Here is a 14,992-nt window from a genome sequence, read left to right as displayed (position 1 = left end):
TTCTCGCTCCTTTATGTTCTCTAACAATTTGGGAATTGGTTTAACAGTACGTTCGTTAAACCAATTCCAGTCAACCTTCATTCTTCATTTTAATGTTGAATAGTGTATCTTTTTTAAAGGGTAATTTTCCCTTTCAGACCTGGCAATTGATATGAAATCATTTTATTGGACGGCTCAATATTTAAAAGTTCACAAACGAGCGGTGCAAAAGCTAATTGTGGAATCACTTCACTGTAAACGCCAGGCTCAACTTTTGGACTAATGATAAAGAGCGGTACATCACGCTCACCATCAGTTATGCCGCCATGGTTGCCATATTCACTCATGCCATGATCAGATGTAATTAAAATGTGGTAACCTTCTTTGATCCAAATTGGCAAAAGTTGTGCCAACAAGCTTCCCATTTTTAAGATTTGTTCACGATATTCTTTCGATTCTGAACCGAAAATTTCTCCTTTTACATCTACACCGAGCGGATGGATATATAAAAAGTGCGGGTCATACTTTCTGCGCAAGGCTTCTGCATCCATTAACACATGACTGTCTGGATAGTCATCGTCCCAATAAAATTTTCCATATTGAATCGGCTTAGATTCATCCTCTTGCTCACGATCTTCAATAAAATGGAATGGCGCGCGATTATAAAGTTCGCTTACCCAGTAATACGATACCGTTCCGTTTCTTAAGCCGTTTTCTTTCGTAAGGTGAAAGAGACTTTTCTCAGTAGATAGACGAACGGCTTGATTGGACGTAATTCCGTTCACTGATGCCGGTGTACCCGTTAGTAACACTTCATATAATGGACGAGAAAGACTTGGGAGTTCCGACTTTACTTTGTAAAGTGCTGCCTGATTTGTTTCAACTAGATGTTGAATAAATCCAAGAGCCTCACATGCTTTATCATATCTCATACCATCAACAACAATTGCTATTACTTTATTTGACATGGACTAACACCTCTTCTTGCCAAAGCTGCGGTAAATTTTTAGCCGTTTCTTCCCAAGTTTTGTAATCTTCAATTGGTTTTGCATTTTTGTACTGTTCTTCTGGAACCATTTTTTCAGCTACTTCTTTCGGAAGTTCTACATCGCGAATTGGACGGGCAAATCCTTTAGCTAAGTTAATTTGTCCTTCATCGCTTAAGATATATTCTCTAGTTGCCATCGCCGCATGCGGATGCTTTGCATATTTGTTAATAATAGTTGCGTAGCCGCTTACGACTGAACCTTCACTTGGAATGGTGGCTTCAAATTGATCGCGGTTAATTTGGTCAGCGTAACCAAGAGCATTGAAATCCCAAACAAGGGCAACTTCCACTTCCCCCTTTTCGATGTTAGCCGGCTTGGCATCAGTTAAGCTAAGGCGGCCTTGCTTGGCAAGCTTAGTAAAATAGTCAATTCCTGGTTGGAGATTTGTTTCATCACCGCCGTAAGCGATAGCGGCAGCAAGAACGGCCATTTGGTTCTGTGTACCACGCTGAACATCTCCAACTGTTACTTTATAATCTCCTTTTAATATGTCATCCCAAGATTTTGGCGGGTTATCTACTAATTCTTTATTAGTAAAGAATGCAATCGTTCCTTGGTAGCCAACAACCCAATCTCCGTTGTCATCTTTTGCCCAGTCAGGTACCTCGTCCCAATAGGAAGTTTTATATGGCATCGTTAATTCTTTTTGTTCCGCGATTGGCCCAAAGGAAATCCCTACATCGCCGATATCAGCTGTTGCATTCTCTCCTTCAGATTCCATTTTGGCAATCTCTTCGGCACTGGATAAATCTGTATCATTGTGTTCCAATGTATATTTTTTCATCACCTCATTCCACGTTTCTCCCCAGTTAGCCCATGAATCAGGCATACCGACACTATTAATTGTCCCCTCTTCTTTTGCCTTTGTTTCAATTTCTTTCAGGGTTAACGAACTTGGATCCTTAACAACTGGAGCAGCCTCCTCTTTAGTAGCTCCACAAGCAGCTAATCCTAGTACACTCACTCCTAACATCACAGCTTGAATAGACTTGTAACAATTCTTCTTGAATGTGTAATTCATAAAAAGTGCCTCCATTTGGTGTGGGATTTTTAATGTTTATTACTGTTTATTACTGTTTAATCATAATCAGTTAACATTAATCCCACATTAATCCGATGTTAAGATTTTGTAAATCAGTTCTTTATTTGTCCAATTCATCAGCTTTTATTCTCATAATGGGGTCCCGGTAGCAAAACGCGGAAATAAATACACTTTTCATTATTTTTGTGTCCGTATGGACGGTTGCTTTAGGTGTATCAAAAACGACCCATTATTGTTACATATAGTCATGAACAACTTTTAGTCTAGCTAACTTATATAATGAGTGTAACAAAAATACGTAACAATATTATTTGTAACAATATTTATCATGAATGGTTTTTGGTACAATGTTTGGTAGAGGAGAGGATGCACATGAAGTTTGGTTATATGCGTGTTTCTACATTTGATCAAAATTTAGATCGTCAAAAGAAACAACTTGAAGAATTTGGATGTGATCGCATTTTCTTTGAAAAAGTAACTGGAACAAAACGAGATCGACCGGAGTTGAATCGTATGTTAGAATTTTTGCGAGTTGACGATACAGTTGTTGTGACGGATTTGACTCGTCTATCCCGTTCTACGAAAGACCTGATTGAAATTACAGAACTGATCTCACAAAAGGGAGCTCACTTAAAAAGTTTAAAGGAATCCTGGCTTGATACAACAACAGCACATGGGAAAATGTTGTTTACTATCTTTGCGGGTATTGCTCAATTTGAGAGAGATTTAACTTCTGAACGGACAAAAGAAGGGATTCTTGCTGCAAGGAAACGAGGAAAATATCCTGGAAGACCGAAAACCGATGAGGAAAAGGTTAAGTATGCCTTGTATCTTATGGACCAAGGGTTGAGTCGTACGGATGCTGCCGAGAAGGCTGGTATTTCTCGTATGACATTGTATCGTAAGATGCATAAGAACAATGAAATGGAGTAGCATCCATCGGACAAAGGAATTCTTTCGATTATTTCTCAGATTTACTTTGCCCCTGGTTGCACGAACGCTGGTATTGGGCCTATAATCATCGACCTGTTCTTTCAGACGAAACCATCGCCCAGTTTCTTCTCATTTTTGAAAAAATGGCGAAGTCTGCTGAGCAACAATGGCCGCTGTCTACAAAAAGCGCTCCTGAGATCCAAGGGTTTTCAAAAATCCAAAAAGAGATCAATGATCTGCAAAGTGCTCTTCAAATTAGCGAAAAAGCACCCGTCTTCTAAAAGGTTAAGACTGCTTATATACGAAAAAAATCGTACCTTCATCGGTACGATTTTTTCTTTGATATTAAATTATGCTCGTCATATTTTTCGTTTTTCAGCTAAATCAGCAGCTAGTTGGTTTGTCCGTTTCTTATTCAACGGATATAAGAATACCAAAATAAGGAAAACAACTATATAGATGACGGCAGGCACTAAAGTAGCGAGTGCATGAATCCCATCAAGTGTGCTTTGCGTTTGCGCCTCACGAGTGGCATCATAGCCAACCGCTGCAATGGCAATACCACCGAGACCGCCCGCAATCGCTTGGCCTACTTTTCGAGCCATTGAATAGATCGAATAAACCGTGGCATCTTCCCGCAAACCGGTTAAATATTCATGATAATCGATTACGTCTGTTACGAATGCCCAAACGACTAAATTGAAGAAGGCAAACCCAAACATCCCAACAGCTGAAAGGGCGATAAATGGCGTTAAAGTCAAGTTTGGCATGAAGTATAAAAGAGTATAGACAACGCTTGCAAGCAACATACCTGCGGCCGCTGTTTCTTTTTTGCCAAATCTAGCTACAAGTGGTGACACTAACGGAATGGCTAGAAAGACAGATGCCGCTTGGATAAAGCCTACGATACTTAAAGCGGCTGCGTTACTGAAATAATCCTTAAATAAATACACATTCACCGTACCAATCAGCATCGTATTCACCATAAAAAGTAAAGAGGCGATCAAAATAAAAATTAATGGCTTATTTTTCAAAAGACCTTTCATTGTTTTACCTATATTCACTTTTTCTTTTTCAGGTGCAACAATACGTTCCGTTGATAATTTATAGCATGCCATGTAACAAACAATCGCCAGAACACCAAAAATAGCGGCTGCCATCAGCATACGGTTCGCATCTATCTTATTGTCTACGAACACAATGAGCGGGCCAAGTACATTAATGATTAAACTTGCCAGCATTGCCCCCATCGTTCTCCAAGTGGATAATGCTGTACGCTCAAGAGGATCGCTCGTAATGACAGACGCCATGGAGCCATAAGGAATGTTCACCGTGCTGTATAAAGTTCCCCAGACAATATAGGTAACGAAAGCCCATGCCATATAAAATCCATCCGACATACCTGGAATTGTCACGAACATTAATACACCTGAAATCACGAGCGGAAAGGACATTCTGAAAATCCATGGTTTAAATTTACCGTTCTTTCCAGGCTTTCTCGTATCAATAAACCGGCCCCATGCAACATCCGCAAAAGCATCCCACAGTCGAGCAACTAAAAAGAGGACCCCTACCGTAGCCGCATTAATATGAAAAACATCTGTGTAAAAAACCATTAAGAATGTCATTACTAGCATAAAGAAAAAGTCATTACCGAAATCACCAAACAAATAACCAAATTTATCTCTCATGCCAAATTTTCTAACTTCCACATTTGCAGAACCTGTTTCCGTAGCTTTTTGATTCATTGTTATCCCTCCATTACGTTAAAAGCATATATCAGAAGCTTTCCCTAAAATCAGTACCAGAACTTTCGGATATTTAAAGGTGTATCCATAAATCCTTCCCATATCCAGCAAAAACTTATCTTTCTTCTTGAAATTTGCTTTGTTTTTCGTTTTGAAATCCCTTTCAAAATATACCAAAAAGATTTTCACGGCATCTTGAGATGGATCATTAATTAGTTTAATAAACTAATTAATTACCGTACAAGTAGAATATCATCCTCTTTTTGTTCCGTCAATACAATTTTGTAAGCGCTATATAAAAAACTTTTTCCATTTTAGTTGTATTTCTTCCATAAAAGGACTTAAAGCTTGAAAGATGATAAAAACATAGTTTAAGAAAAGGACCGTTTTTATAATACACGCCTGGATTTGCTAATTTTAGTTCATCTTCGCACTTGGAAATTGATGAATTTTTACGTAAGTTGCCCTTAATTAATGTTTTAAAACAAAGCCTTGCTAATTTTGTATTTGATAATTTAAAATGGGATCTTGCGCTTTATGGGGATAGCGAGGAGAAAAATCAACTTTATCGCCAAAATAAGAAGCCAAATAGACATTATTAATTCAGACTATTGAGAATGACCATCGAGAAGGCGAGTCTGAATGTGCGCTTGCTAAAAAGTATCGGCTGGCAAGAGCGCCAATTAAAAAAGATTTTTTTGTAGAAGACAAAACGATCCTTCACGCATTAATCTCTATTTACGAATCCATATTGTTTTTGCCATTCACAAAATACCACGAATTACCTATATTATGAAGCTTTCCTTCATTCTTTAATATACGGAGTTTTTTACAAAGAGATGATTTCAAACTGTCTTCTCTCGCTGCTGTAGAGTTCTTACTTTTTGTATTTAAATAAGAAAAAATCTTCTTAAAGCTTGTTCCAGGGTGTTCCTTTACATAAGCAAAGATAACGTCTTCAAAGTTCATTCTTCTTCACCTCGGTTTTTATAAAAAAAGATAGGGAGCAAAAAATATTTTGCACCCTTGAATTAATAATTTCATTGCGCATTACTACTCTACATATTTAAGTTTTTCTTCTTCTAGATATCTTTCTCTTGCTTTACTAGTGGAGTATTTTTCTTGTACAAAGCATAAAGCCAGCGCTCCAAGGATTCCAGGAATCGCAAATACCAGGAAGTTTTGATAAAAAGGTAGACTCAGTGTAAGAAGAACTCCACCAATCAACGGACCTGCGATCGCCCCTAATCGTCCAATTCCTAATGCCCACCCAAGCCCACTCGAGCGCATTTCTGTCGGATAATATTGAGAAATATAGGCGTTACAAATAATTTGGGTGCCGATTGTAGAGGCTCCGGCAATCGCTACAAGAACATATAATAGAACGATATTGTTCACCCAGCCAAGTAGCGTTAATGAAACAGCAGCTGAACTAAAAAATATTAGCAAGACAGCCTTAGGATTCCATTTGTCCGCTAGTTGACCACCGAAAATAGCGCCAAAAATAGCACCGAAATTTAATACGAGTAAAAACATCAACCCAGATACAGACAATCCGGCTCCGTCCATTAATTTTGGCAACCAAGTATTTAGCCCGTAAATCATTAATAAACACATAAAGAAAGCAATCCAAAACATAATCGTACTCAATGCGCGTCCGCTTTTAAATAACTTCATAACCGGCGCTCCCGCTTCTTCCGTTTTCATCTGTTCGAACGTTTGATTTTCACGGTAAGTAAAGGCAGGATTTACTTTTGTTAATATGTGTCCCATTTTATTCGATTCGTTTTTAATCAGCAAAAACCGCGGTGATTCTGGTAAGGTTTTATACATTAAGGGAAGTAATAATAGAGGAAGAGCTCCTACAAAGAACAAAGATCTCCATCCAAATTGCCCCAGCAGGATGATAGCGAGACCAGCAGCTAGCATTCCACCTACCGAATATCCACTAAACATAATTGAAACTAATGTACTTTTGAGTGATTTCGGCGAATATTCCGTCATTAAGGCGATCGCATTTGGCATAACACCGCCCAAGCCTAGTCCAGCGATAAATCGATAGATACCAAACTCAAGTGAGCTATCCGATATTCCAATAAGCCCAGTGAACAAACTGAAAAGAGCGATACAAAATAAAATAACATTTTTTCTTCCCACTTTATCTGCCAAAGGACCAAAGATAAGAGCCCCTAGCATCATGCCTATTAAGGCAACACTCCCTAATGTTCCAGCCTGGTTAGGCGTTAAAGACCATTCTTCCATAAGTGATGGAAGAACAGATCCGTAAATGACTAGATCATACCCATCAAATACGATAATGAACGCACACCAGAATAATACTAATCCATGAAAACGATTAAATTTTGATTGATCAATCATTGTTGCCACATTTATTGAACTCATAGTCATCCCCCGTTTTCTCTTTATAGTAGAAATACAATGTATTCCCTATTACAGAATCTTTGACTTCCCTTGTTTCTGTTGATAAACCCTATAAGCTCCCAAATGATAACGTTTTCATTTATATCTTATGAAGAGAATCACATCACTCCTTTGCGTTATCTTTTCACCAGTCGTGAATTCTATCTATAAATAATCCTGTTCACAAAATTCACTCACTTTCCACAATTCCACAACGACGTTGTTATATAACAAAAAAATGAGATATTACTTATAGAATTTTCAAATTAATAAACGTAATTATCATCATTTTCGACATCAATTGTTCACGATTGGTGAATTTAATTTATTGTTTGCGTTTTCATAACTATATACTAATGAATAATTCTATTTATGTAAATGAAAATTCTGAAAAAAATTTTCAAAAAGATCTTTACAAGCTTGTGATCAGTCTGTTATGTTGTATAACAAGAACACAATTAGTAAACTTAATTTATCGATGGTGAACAAAATTACAGATGAGGTGGATATTATGAAAATTGGTTACTTTACTCTTACTGACAATCCAATCGAATATGGGGATACAAGAAAAGACCCTAACCAAATGGTTTTAGATTTAGCTGAACAATGTATTTATGCAGAAGACTTAGGCTTTAATTCTGTTTGGGTGCCAGAGCATCATTTTAGTGCATTAGGCATTTTACCTTCACCTGCCATGCTGCTTACTTATGTGGCTGCAAAAACAAAACGTATTAAATTAGCTCCTGCAACGGTTTTGCTTCCTGCAAGCCATCCAATTCGCATAGCAGAAGAATATGCTTTACTGGATTTATTAAGCAATGGCAGAGCCATTTTCTCAGCAGGACGTGGATATGATAAACGTGAGTATGACGTATTTGGAGTTGACTTTACTAAAAGCCGTGAAATCTTCTTTGAAGGCTTAGATATTGTTCAAAAGGCTTGGAAACAGGGCACTCTATCTCATCAAGGTGCTCATTACTCTTTCCCAGAGATTGAATTAACGCCTAAACCAGTTCAAGATCATCTGCCTATTTATGTAGCCGCTTTCAGTGAACCATCTATTACAAAAGCTGCTGAAATGGGAGAACATGTTATCTTTGCTCCGTTTGCAGCGAATATGGTTTTCGGAACGATGGAAAACGCCATTAATACGTTCAATGATGTCTCTAAACAACATGGATTCACGGGTAAAAAAGCAAGCTGTTCTTACTTTATTAATGTGACGGATTCAAAAGAGGAAGCAGAAAAAACGAAACAAAGAATGTTGAAATATTTTACTGGTTTAGTCCCTGCATTTCCTGAAGATCCATCTACAGCTCCGCCAAATATCCGTTATTTTGCAGAAATTGTTGAGAACCTTAAGACAATGACCACTGCTAGTTTAAGCGATAAGAGTATTATCGTTGGTGATGCGGATTATGTAACAGAGAAGTTGAAGGAAATTGAAAAGACTGGACTAGATGAAGTTATTTTATACTTCGATTTTGGAGGTTTATCTCATAGAGAAACGATGCAAGCTATGGAACGGTTTGCTAAAGGGGTTATGCCTCATTTTAATCAAGAAGAAGTTATTCAAGAAAAAGCTTTAGTTCAGTAATTCTATAAAGGAGAAAAACGTAGATGCTACGTTTTTCTTTCTTTTCCTTGATAACGAAAATATCCTAAAGCAGCTAACTAAAAAAGCTGACTTAGTTAGCTGCTTTAGAATATTTAAAAACAAGATAAATATAAGAATGTAGGTGAAATGATGCAAGTACTAGATAACTATACACAAACTGTTTTAATGGGTGAAGTCATCCATGGCCGCCAAATCGGCAGAACCATTGGATTTCCCACAGCGAATCTTCAAGTCAACCAAGAGAATGAAGCTTTACTTCCAAAAGGAGTGTATGGGGTAAAAGTTCATTATGGAGATACTTCTTACAATGGAGTCTTGAACATCGGAATAAGGCCGACCTTTAAAGGAGAAAAGAAAACGCTTTCTTTAGAAGTTCATATCCTTCATTTTAATCAGGATATTTATGGTGAACAATTAATTTTAGACATTTTATTTTTCATTCGTGAAGAACAGGCCTTTAACTCGATTGACCAACTAGTTCAACAACTAAATCTTGATATTGACCAAGCAAACCGTTTCTTTCACCATGGTGAATAGCCTCATAGATTACACATTGAAGGAGCTTTTTTATGACGAAATTTCAATCTGAAGAAATCCTTAATCTTCCGGATTTGCTTTTTTTCAAGTTCTGTGATGAGCAATATGGCATTAACAAAGGGATTTACAATACCATCGATCGTTGGTTTTATGAACAAGGAGTAAACCATATCGCAAATAGAAGAACAATGATTCTTTCCTTTTGTCAGAATTTTTGTATTTCTGGGAACAAGAAAGTAAAGTTTGGTCCCGGAGGGCTAACAACAAGACTGAATCTGTTTTGGACCCAACATATTCCACAATTTGATCATAAAGCGATTTAAAGAATATGAGCCAGGCAAAGGAAATGAGATCGATTTTAATACAGATGAACATTCAAGTTATAGGCTTTAAATGAAGAGCCTATATATAGGAGACGAGGAGCGATTAGTATGAAACTTTTAGGTATATCTGGAACAATCGTAGGATCTAAAACAGCTGTAGCTGTAAATCAAGTACTTGAGGAAGTAAAGAAACATCACCCAGAAGTAGAAGTCGAGTTACTTGATCTGAGAGAATACAAATTGGATTTTTGCGATGGACGTAATCCAAGTATGTATTCAGAAGACACAAAAATCGTGATGAAAAAAATTGCTTCTGCTGATTTCTTTCTAGTAGGAACGCCTATTTTTCAGGCTTCTCTTTCAGGGGCATTAAAAAATCTATTTGACTTACTTCCCACAGATTCTTTTAGAAATAAAGTGATGGGATTCGTTGCTACTGGCGGCACATATCAGCATTACTTGGTCATTGAACATCAATTAAAACCGATTGCTAGTTATTTTAGAGCATATGTAGAACCAAATCATGTCTATCTTCATACGGATCATTTTAACTTACAAAATGAGATTATAAATGAAGATGTTAGCGAAAGGCTTCTACGTTTAGCAAATGGTCTAGTTTTCATGAACAAACAATTAAATGTTTCATCATCTATTACCAGCTAATACGAAGAAGTTATGTATTTACACCTTCTCTGGTTCTTGGTATTTATTATATACTGGGTTTTAGAGAGAAGCTGCAGCTTCTAGCTCACTATCAATGAAAATTGATTATGATCTGTAGCTTATTAGCCTAACTCAATAGGACAAAGTATAGAGAAGGAGACTGACCATGATCGAGGAAGAAACACAAAGTCAAGGGATACAATCCATTGAACTAGGCATGCATATCTTAAAAAAAATTGCTGAAGCAGGGAAACCTCTGTCTATTACGGAAATAGCAATATTATGTGATACATCCAAAAGTAAACTACATCGATACTTAACCAGTTTTATAAGAACGGGAATGTTGGAAAAAAGCCCGGAGGCAAAATATATACTTGGAACAGAAATAATTAGGCTGGGATTAGTTGCCTCGCGAAAATTAAATATTACGGAAATTGCAGCTCCGCATTTAATGTATTTAAAAGATACCTTGAATGAAACAGCAGCACTTGCCGTTTGGGGGCAAAATGGTCCCTTTTTCATTAGCTGGGAAGAAAGCAATGGGCCTGTGAATATCGGTATTAAAGTAGGCTCTCAGGTTAGTGTAACACAAAGTGCAGCAGGTCTAGTATTTGCCGCATTTTCACCCCATAAAGCAACTGAAAAAAGAGTCATTCAAGAATTAAATACACTTTCTAACGATGCGGAAAAATTCCAAAATGCAATTGATTTTATCAAAAGAAGTGGGTACGCCTATGTTAAGGGAACTACAATTTCTGGAATAAGCGCCATTGCTGCTCCTATTTTTGATCGATCATCTAAACTAGTTGCCTCACTTACGATCGTAGGTCTTGAACACTCATTAGATACTTCAGATAGTTCAAAAGCCGTCCATATATTAAAAGAAAGAGCAACAATGATTTCTTTATTTTTAGGATGGAGCGGCAATTTATAAAATAGAGGGTAAAAAGGCCCTACACACAACGTGAGGCCTTTTTCACATTGGTTTTATGAACTTCTTTAATAAAAAGATTGAGTAACTATACGGTTAAATACCGGGTTGTGCTCCCCCGTCAATTACAATTTCTGATCCCGTCATAGATGGTACACGATTAGAAGCAAGCAGAAGAACGAAAGGTGTAATTTCATCTGGATGGACCATGTTACCGAGAGGAATGGAAGACAGTACTTCTTTTTCTTCTTCAATGGTTACTCCCTTTGCTGCTGCTCTTTGATTTGCAAGTCTATTGGCTCTTTCAGTAGAAGTCACTCCTGGAGAAATAGCGTTAATACGAACATTATATTGAGCCAATTCTTTTGAAATCCCCTTGGTGAGGTTTATTAGAGCTGCATTTGTTGTAATCCCAGGCAGAAATGTAGGAGATGGTGTTCGTCCCGCACTTCCTATAATATTAATTATTTTGCCGTCCCTTTGTTGCATCATATGAGGTGCAATTGCTCTGATCATCTGAATGTACCCTAATAACTTTAAATTCCATGACTCCATAAAATCCTCATCTTTTAAATCTATAAAAGAACCAGCTGGCGCTGAACCAGCATTATTTACAAGAATATCAATACGGCCCAGCTGTGAAATCGCAATATCTCTAACCACTCCCACGGCTGAAGCCATGGGGTTCTTTTTCGCAAACATCCCGCTTGCCTTCTTTCATCTATTGTAGAAATATGATTGCAGGATCGGCTTTCTTCAAGTTAAAGGAATGTGGATTATTTTATCATTTTTTGAACCAATTCCCGATTGTGCTTTTTAAAAATTTCATTATGTGAAGAGACCATTCCAGTTTTATGAGCGTCAGGCTGGATAAATTGCTTTGCTTTGTTTACCGCGTTTGCGGCATCTTGGAAAGCACCCGCTATTAAATGTAATTTCCCGTCGTGTTTTAAAATGTCTCCAGCAGCGTATAGCCCATCTACTGAGGATTCGCTCGCAGCATTCCCTGCAATATAGTATTGATCTGCTATTGCTATATCCACTTCACTGTTTTCAAGCAATGTCTTATCACGTTCATACCCATGATTAATAATCACTTCATCGATTGATACATGCGAAATCTCTCCCGTTTCATGATTTGTCAGTTCAACACGTTCAATTGCTTCATGATTGGTGCTAGCAATTAGTTTTGTAATAGATGTATTAAAGAAACAGACTGCCGTACTGTTCATTAGTTCCGTTACTTGTGCTTCATGGCCTGCTAAAGCATCTTTTCGATAGGTTAAATAAACATTTTTGGCGATAGGCTCTAATTCATTTGCCCAATCAATTGCAGAATTCCCGCCGCCTGAAATAATCACTGTTTTATCTTTGAAATGTTTTAAAGACTTTACCGTATAATTTAAATTAGACACTTCAAATCTTTCTGCGCCTTCGATCTCTAACTTTTGCGGGTTCAATATCCCGCCGCCAACAGCTACAATAACGGTTTTCGAAAAATGCTTTTGACCGGAGGCAGCTTGTAATACAAAAATACCTTCTTCATTACGTGCGATCGATTCTACTTTTTCATTCAACACTACTTCTGGGTTAAACGTTAACCCTTGCTGTACGAGCTGTTCAATTAATTTTGCTCCTGTTACTGGCGTCAATCCCCCAACGTCCCAAATCATTTTCTCTGGATATACATGAATTTTCCCGCCTAATTGCGGCTGATATTCAATAAGCTTTGTTTTCATTTCTCTAAGTCCACTATAAAAAGTTGAGTAAAGCCCCGCTGGCCCTCCTCCAATCACAGTCACATCGAATAATTCTTGCTGTTCCATATAGATACACTCCTAACAATTAATTGTTATTGATTATCATTATCAATTAAATATACACATTTTCTTCTCATTTCACAATAAAAATAATCATTGACAATTAAAATACATGGAACTATGATATGTGAAGAGTTGCAATTGATTATCGTTATCAATTACATATTCTTAATACATTAGGAGGTGACGTTATGGTTCGCCTATACACAGATAATTTAAAGATTAGCTACGGTGAACGTTTAATTATAAAAGATCTCCACTTACAGATTCCGGATAAAAAAATCACAACGATTATCGGTTCAAATGGCTGTGGCAAATCTACCTTATTAAAAGCCATGACCCGTATTATCCCCTATCAATCCGGGGCTGTCGTGTTAGATGGAAAACACATCTCAAAAGAAAGCACAAAGCAGCTTGCTAAAAAAATGGCGATTCTTCCACAAACACCAGAAAGTGCAAGCGGATTAACAGTCGGGGAGCTAGTATCCTACGGCCGCTTTCCTTATCAAAAAGGCTTCGGACGCTTAACGAAAAAAGATTATGAAATTATTGACTGGGCACTTGAAGTCACCGGAACAAAGGACTTTAAGTTTCGTCCTGTAGATGCTCTATCGGGAGGCCAACGTCAACGCGTTTGGATTGCCATGGCCCTTTCACAAGAAACGGAAATGATTTTCCTCGATGAACCCACGACTTATTTAGATATGGCACATCAACTAGAGGTTTTAGAGCTTTTGCAAAAATTAAATGGAGAACAGGAACGAACGATTGTCATGGTCCTTCATGACTTAAACCAGGCTGCTCGTTTCGCTGACTATATTATCGCTTTAAAAGATGGAGAAATAGTGAAAGCGGGAGATTGTGAAGAAGTGATAAATCGCGACGTACTAAAAAAAGTATTTCATATTGACGCGGAGATTGGACGAGATCCTCGAACAAACAAACCAATGTGTATGACATACAATTTAATAAGAGGAGAACATAAAAATGAAAAAACTACTGATCCTATTTACTCTACTGTTGCTGCTAGTTACTAGTGCATGTGGTAACGAAACAACGGATAAAGAGAAAAAATCAGAAACAATCACATACCAATCTGAAAATGGTCCCGTTGAAGTTCCCGCTGACCCACAACGAGTTATTTTACTCTCTGGTTTCACTGGTAATGTGATTGATTTGGGAGTAAATGTCGTTGGTGTTGATGTATGGTCTAAGACGAATCCAACTTTTGAAAAAGAATTAAAAAACGTAGAAGAAGTATCCGATGAAAGCTTGGAAAAAATTATTGAATTAGAGCCGGATTTAATCATTGGATTATCAACCATTAAAAACATTGATAAATTAAGTGAAATTGCTCCAACTGTAACATATACATGGGGGAAAGTAGATTATTTAACACAGCACGTGGAAATCGGAAAGCTCTTAAACAAAGAAAAGGAAGCAAAAGAATGGGTTGAGGACTTTGAAAGCCGTGCCCAATCCGCAGGAGAAGAAATTCGAGCTAAAATAGGCGAGAATGCAACCGTATCTGTAATCGAAAGTTACGATAAGCAACTTTATGTATTTGGTGATAACTGGGCACGTGGAACTGAAATATTGTATCAAGCTATGAACTTAAAAATGCCTGAAAAAGTAAAGGAAATGGCCTTAAAATCGGGCTACTATGCGATATCGGCAGAAGTGCTTCCCGAGTATGCCGGAGACTATGTAATTTTCAGTAAATACTCGGATGCTGATAATTCATTCCAAGAAACCGAAACGTACAAAAATATCCCAGCCGTTAAAAATAATCAAGTATTTGAAATGAATGGGAATGGAGCATCTTTCAGTGATCCAGTCACACTTGATAAACAACTGGAATTTTTCAAAGAAGCATTTCTAAGTAACTAATACTATCCGGAGGAATTCTTATTTTAAGAATTCCTCTT

16 protein-coding genes are annotated in these 14,992 nt (G+C 37.4%); 9 read left to right on the top strand and 7 right to left on the bottom strand.

All coding sequences use genetic code 11. The features are described 5' to 3' along the window. Positions 1–113: 113 nt before the first annotated feature. Positions 114–947, bottom strand: coding sequence for an alkaline phosphatase family protein (locus ACZYRN_RS15860; protein ID WP_488912603.1), 834 nt, complete (start codon positions 945–947; stop codon positions 114–116). Beyond that, entirely contained in the window at positions 937–2,049 is a 1,113-nt protein-coding gene (locus ACZYRN_RS15855) for an ABC transporter substrate-binding protein (protein WP_488912602.1), read from the bottom strand. Before ACZYRN_RS15855 ends, ACZYRN_RS15860 begins: the two co-directional genes overlap by 11 nt. Before the next feature lie 393 nt (positions 2,050–2,442). Between ACZYRN_RS15855 and ACZYRN_RS15850 the strand changes: the two genes are divergently transcribed. Together ACZYRN_RS15850 and ACZYRN_RS15845 are read left to right on the top strand one after the other, a co-directional pair. After that, positions 2,443–3,003: a recombinase family protein gene (locus tag ACZYRN_RS15850; protein WP_488912601.1), complete on the top strand. Its 561-nt coding sequence runs from the start codon at positions 2,443–2,445 to the stop codon at positions 3,001–3,003. Between the two features lie 56 nt (positions 3,004–3,059). Next, positions 3,060–3,284: a hypothetical protein gene (locus tag ACZYRN_RS15845; RefSeq protein ID WP_488912600.1), complete on the top strand. Its 225-nt coding sequence runs from the start codon at positions 3,060–3,062 to the stop codon at positions 3,282–3,284. A gap of 78 nt (positions 3,285–3,362) precedes the next feature. Here the strand turns inward: ACZYRN_RS15845 and ACZYRN_RS15840 are convergent, their stop codons facing one another. The 3 genes from ACZYRN_RS15840 to ACZYRN_RS15830 all read right to left on the bottom strand — a co-directional run bounded on the left by ACZYRN_RS15840 (position 3,363) and on the right by ACZYRN_RS15830 (position 7,154). Next, complete coding sequence (locus tag ACZYRN_RS15840; RefSeq protein WP_488912599.1) at positions 3,363–4,751, bottom strand: MFS transporter; 1,389 nt, start codon at positions 4,749–4,751, stop codon at positions 3,363–3,365. A 738-nt stretch (positions 4,752–5,489) separates the two neighbouring features. After that, positions 5,490–5,720, bottom strand: a complete 231-nt coding sequence (locus tag ACZYRN_RS15835; RefSeq protein ID WP_488912598.1) for a hypothetical protein — start codon at positions 5,718–5,720, stop codon at positions 5,490–5,492. An 84-nt stretch (positions 5,721–5,804) separates the two neighbouring features. Then, positions 5,805–7,154, bottom strand: coding sequence for an MFS transporter (locus ACZYRN_RS15830; protein WP_488912597.1), 1,350 nt, complete (start codon positions 7,152–7,154; stop codon positions 5,805–5,807). 529 nt (positions 7,155–7,683) lie between these two features. Between ACZYRN_RS15830 and ACZYRN_RS15825 the strand changes: the two genes are divergently transcribed. The 5 genes from ACZYRN_RS15825 to ACZYRN_RS15805 all read left to right on the top strand — a co-directional run bounded on the left by ACZYRN_RS15825 (position 7,684) and on the right by ACZYRN_RS15805 (position 11,247). Then, the gene (locus ACZYRN_RS15825) at positions 7,684–8,769 is read left to right on the top strand and encodes an LLM class flavin-dependent oxidoreductase (RefSeq protein WP_488912596.1); all 1,086 of its coding nucleotides are present in this window, start codon (positions 7,684–7,686) and stop codon (positions 8,767–8,769) included. 147 nt (positions 8,770–8,916) lie between these two features. After that, the gene (locus ACZYRN_RS15820; protein ID WP_488912595.1) at positions 8,917–9,327 is read left to right on the top strand and encodes a riboflavin kinase; all 411 of its coding nucleotides are present in this window, start codon (positions 8,917–8,919) and stop codon (positions 9,325–9,327) included. 32 nt (positions 9,328–9,359) lie between these two features. Beyond that, positions 9,360–9,650 (top strand): hypothetical protein, encoded by a 291-nt coding sequence (locus ACZYRN_RS15815; RefSeq protein ID WP_488912594.1) that lies wholly within the window; start codon positions 9,360–9,362, stop codon positions 9,648–9,650. Positions 9,651–9,758: 108 nt separating this feature from the next. Continuing rightward, positions 9,759–10,313 (top strand): NADPH-dependent FMN reductase, encoded by a 555-nt coding sequence (locus ACZYRN_RS15810; protein ID WP_488912593.1) that lies wholly within the window; start codon positions 9,759–9,761, stop codon positions 10,311–10,313. 166 nt (positions 10,314–10,479) lie between these two features. Continuing rightward, entirely contained in the window at positions 10,480–11,247 is a 768-nt protein-coding gene (locus ACZYRN_RS15805; RefSeq protein WP_488912592.1) for an IclR family transcriptional regulator, read from the top strand. Between the two features lie 93 nt (positions 11,248–11,340). Here ACZYRN_RS15805 and ACZYRN_RS15800 read toward each other — a convergent pair whose 3' ends face one another. Further along, a complete protein-coding gene (locus ACZYRN_RS15800; protein ID WP_488912591.1) occupies positions 11,341–11,946 on the bottom strand; it encodes an SDR family oxidoreductase in 606 nt (201 codons plus the stop codon). 74 nt (positions 11,947–12,020) lie between these two features. Then, positions 12,021–13,070 (bottom strand): NAD(P)/FAD-dependent oxidoreductase, encoded by a 1,050-nt coding sequence (locus tag ACZYRN_RS15795; RefSeq protein ID WP_488912590.1) that lies wholly within the window; start codon positions 13,068–13,070, stop codon positions 12,021–12,023. 185 nt (positions 13,071–13,255) lie between these two features. Between ACZYRN_RS15795 and ACZYRN_RS15790 the strand changes: the two genes are divergently transcribed. Continuing rightward, positions 13,256–14,101, top strand: a complete 846-nt coding sequence (locus ACZYRN_RS15790) for an ABC transporter ATP-binding protein (RefSeq protein ID WP_488912589.1) — start codon at positions 13,256–13,258, stop codon at positions 14,099–14,101. Further along, complete coding sequence (locus ACZYRN_RS15785; protein WP_488912588.1) at positions 14,052–14,954, top strand: iron-hydroxamate ABC transporter substrate-binding protein; 903 nt, start codon at positions 14,052–14,054, stop codon at positions 14,952–14,954. The genes ACZYRN_RS15790 and ACZYRN_RS15785 overlap by 50 nt, the downstream gene beginning before the upstream one ends. Positions 14,955–14,992 lie beyond the last annotated feature (38 nt).

This window comes from Domibacillus sp. F004 (assembly GCF_057814295.1).
The sequence above is the reverse complement of the archived record's forward strand: the minus strand, read 5'-3'. Positions and strand labels throughout refer to the sequence as shown.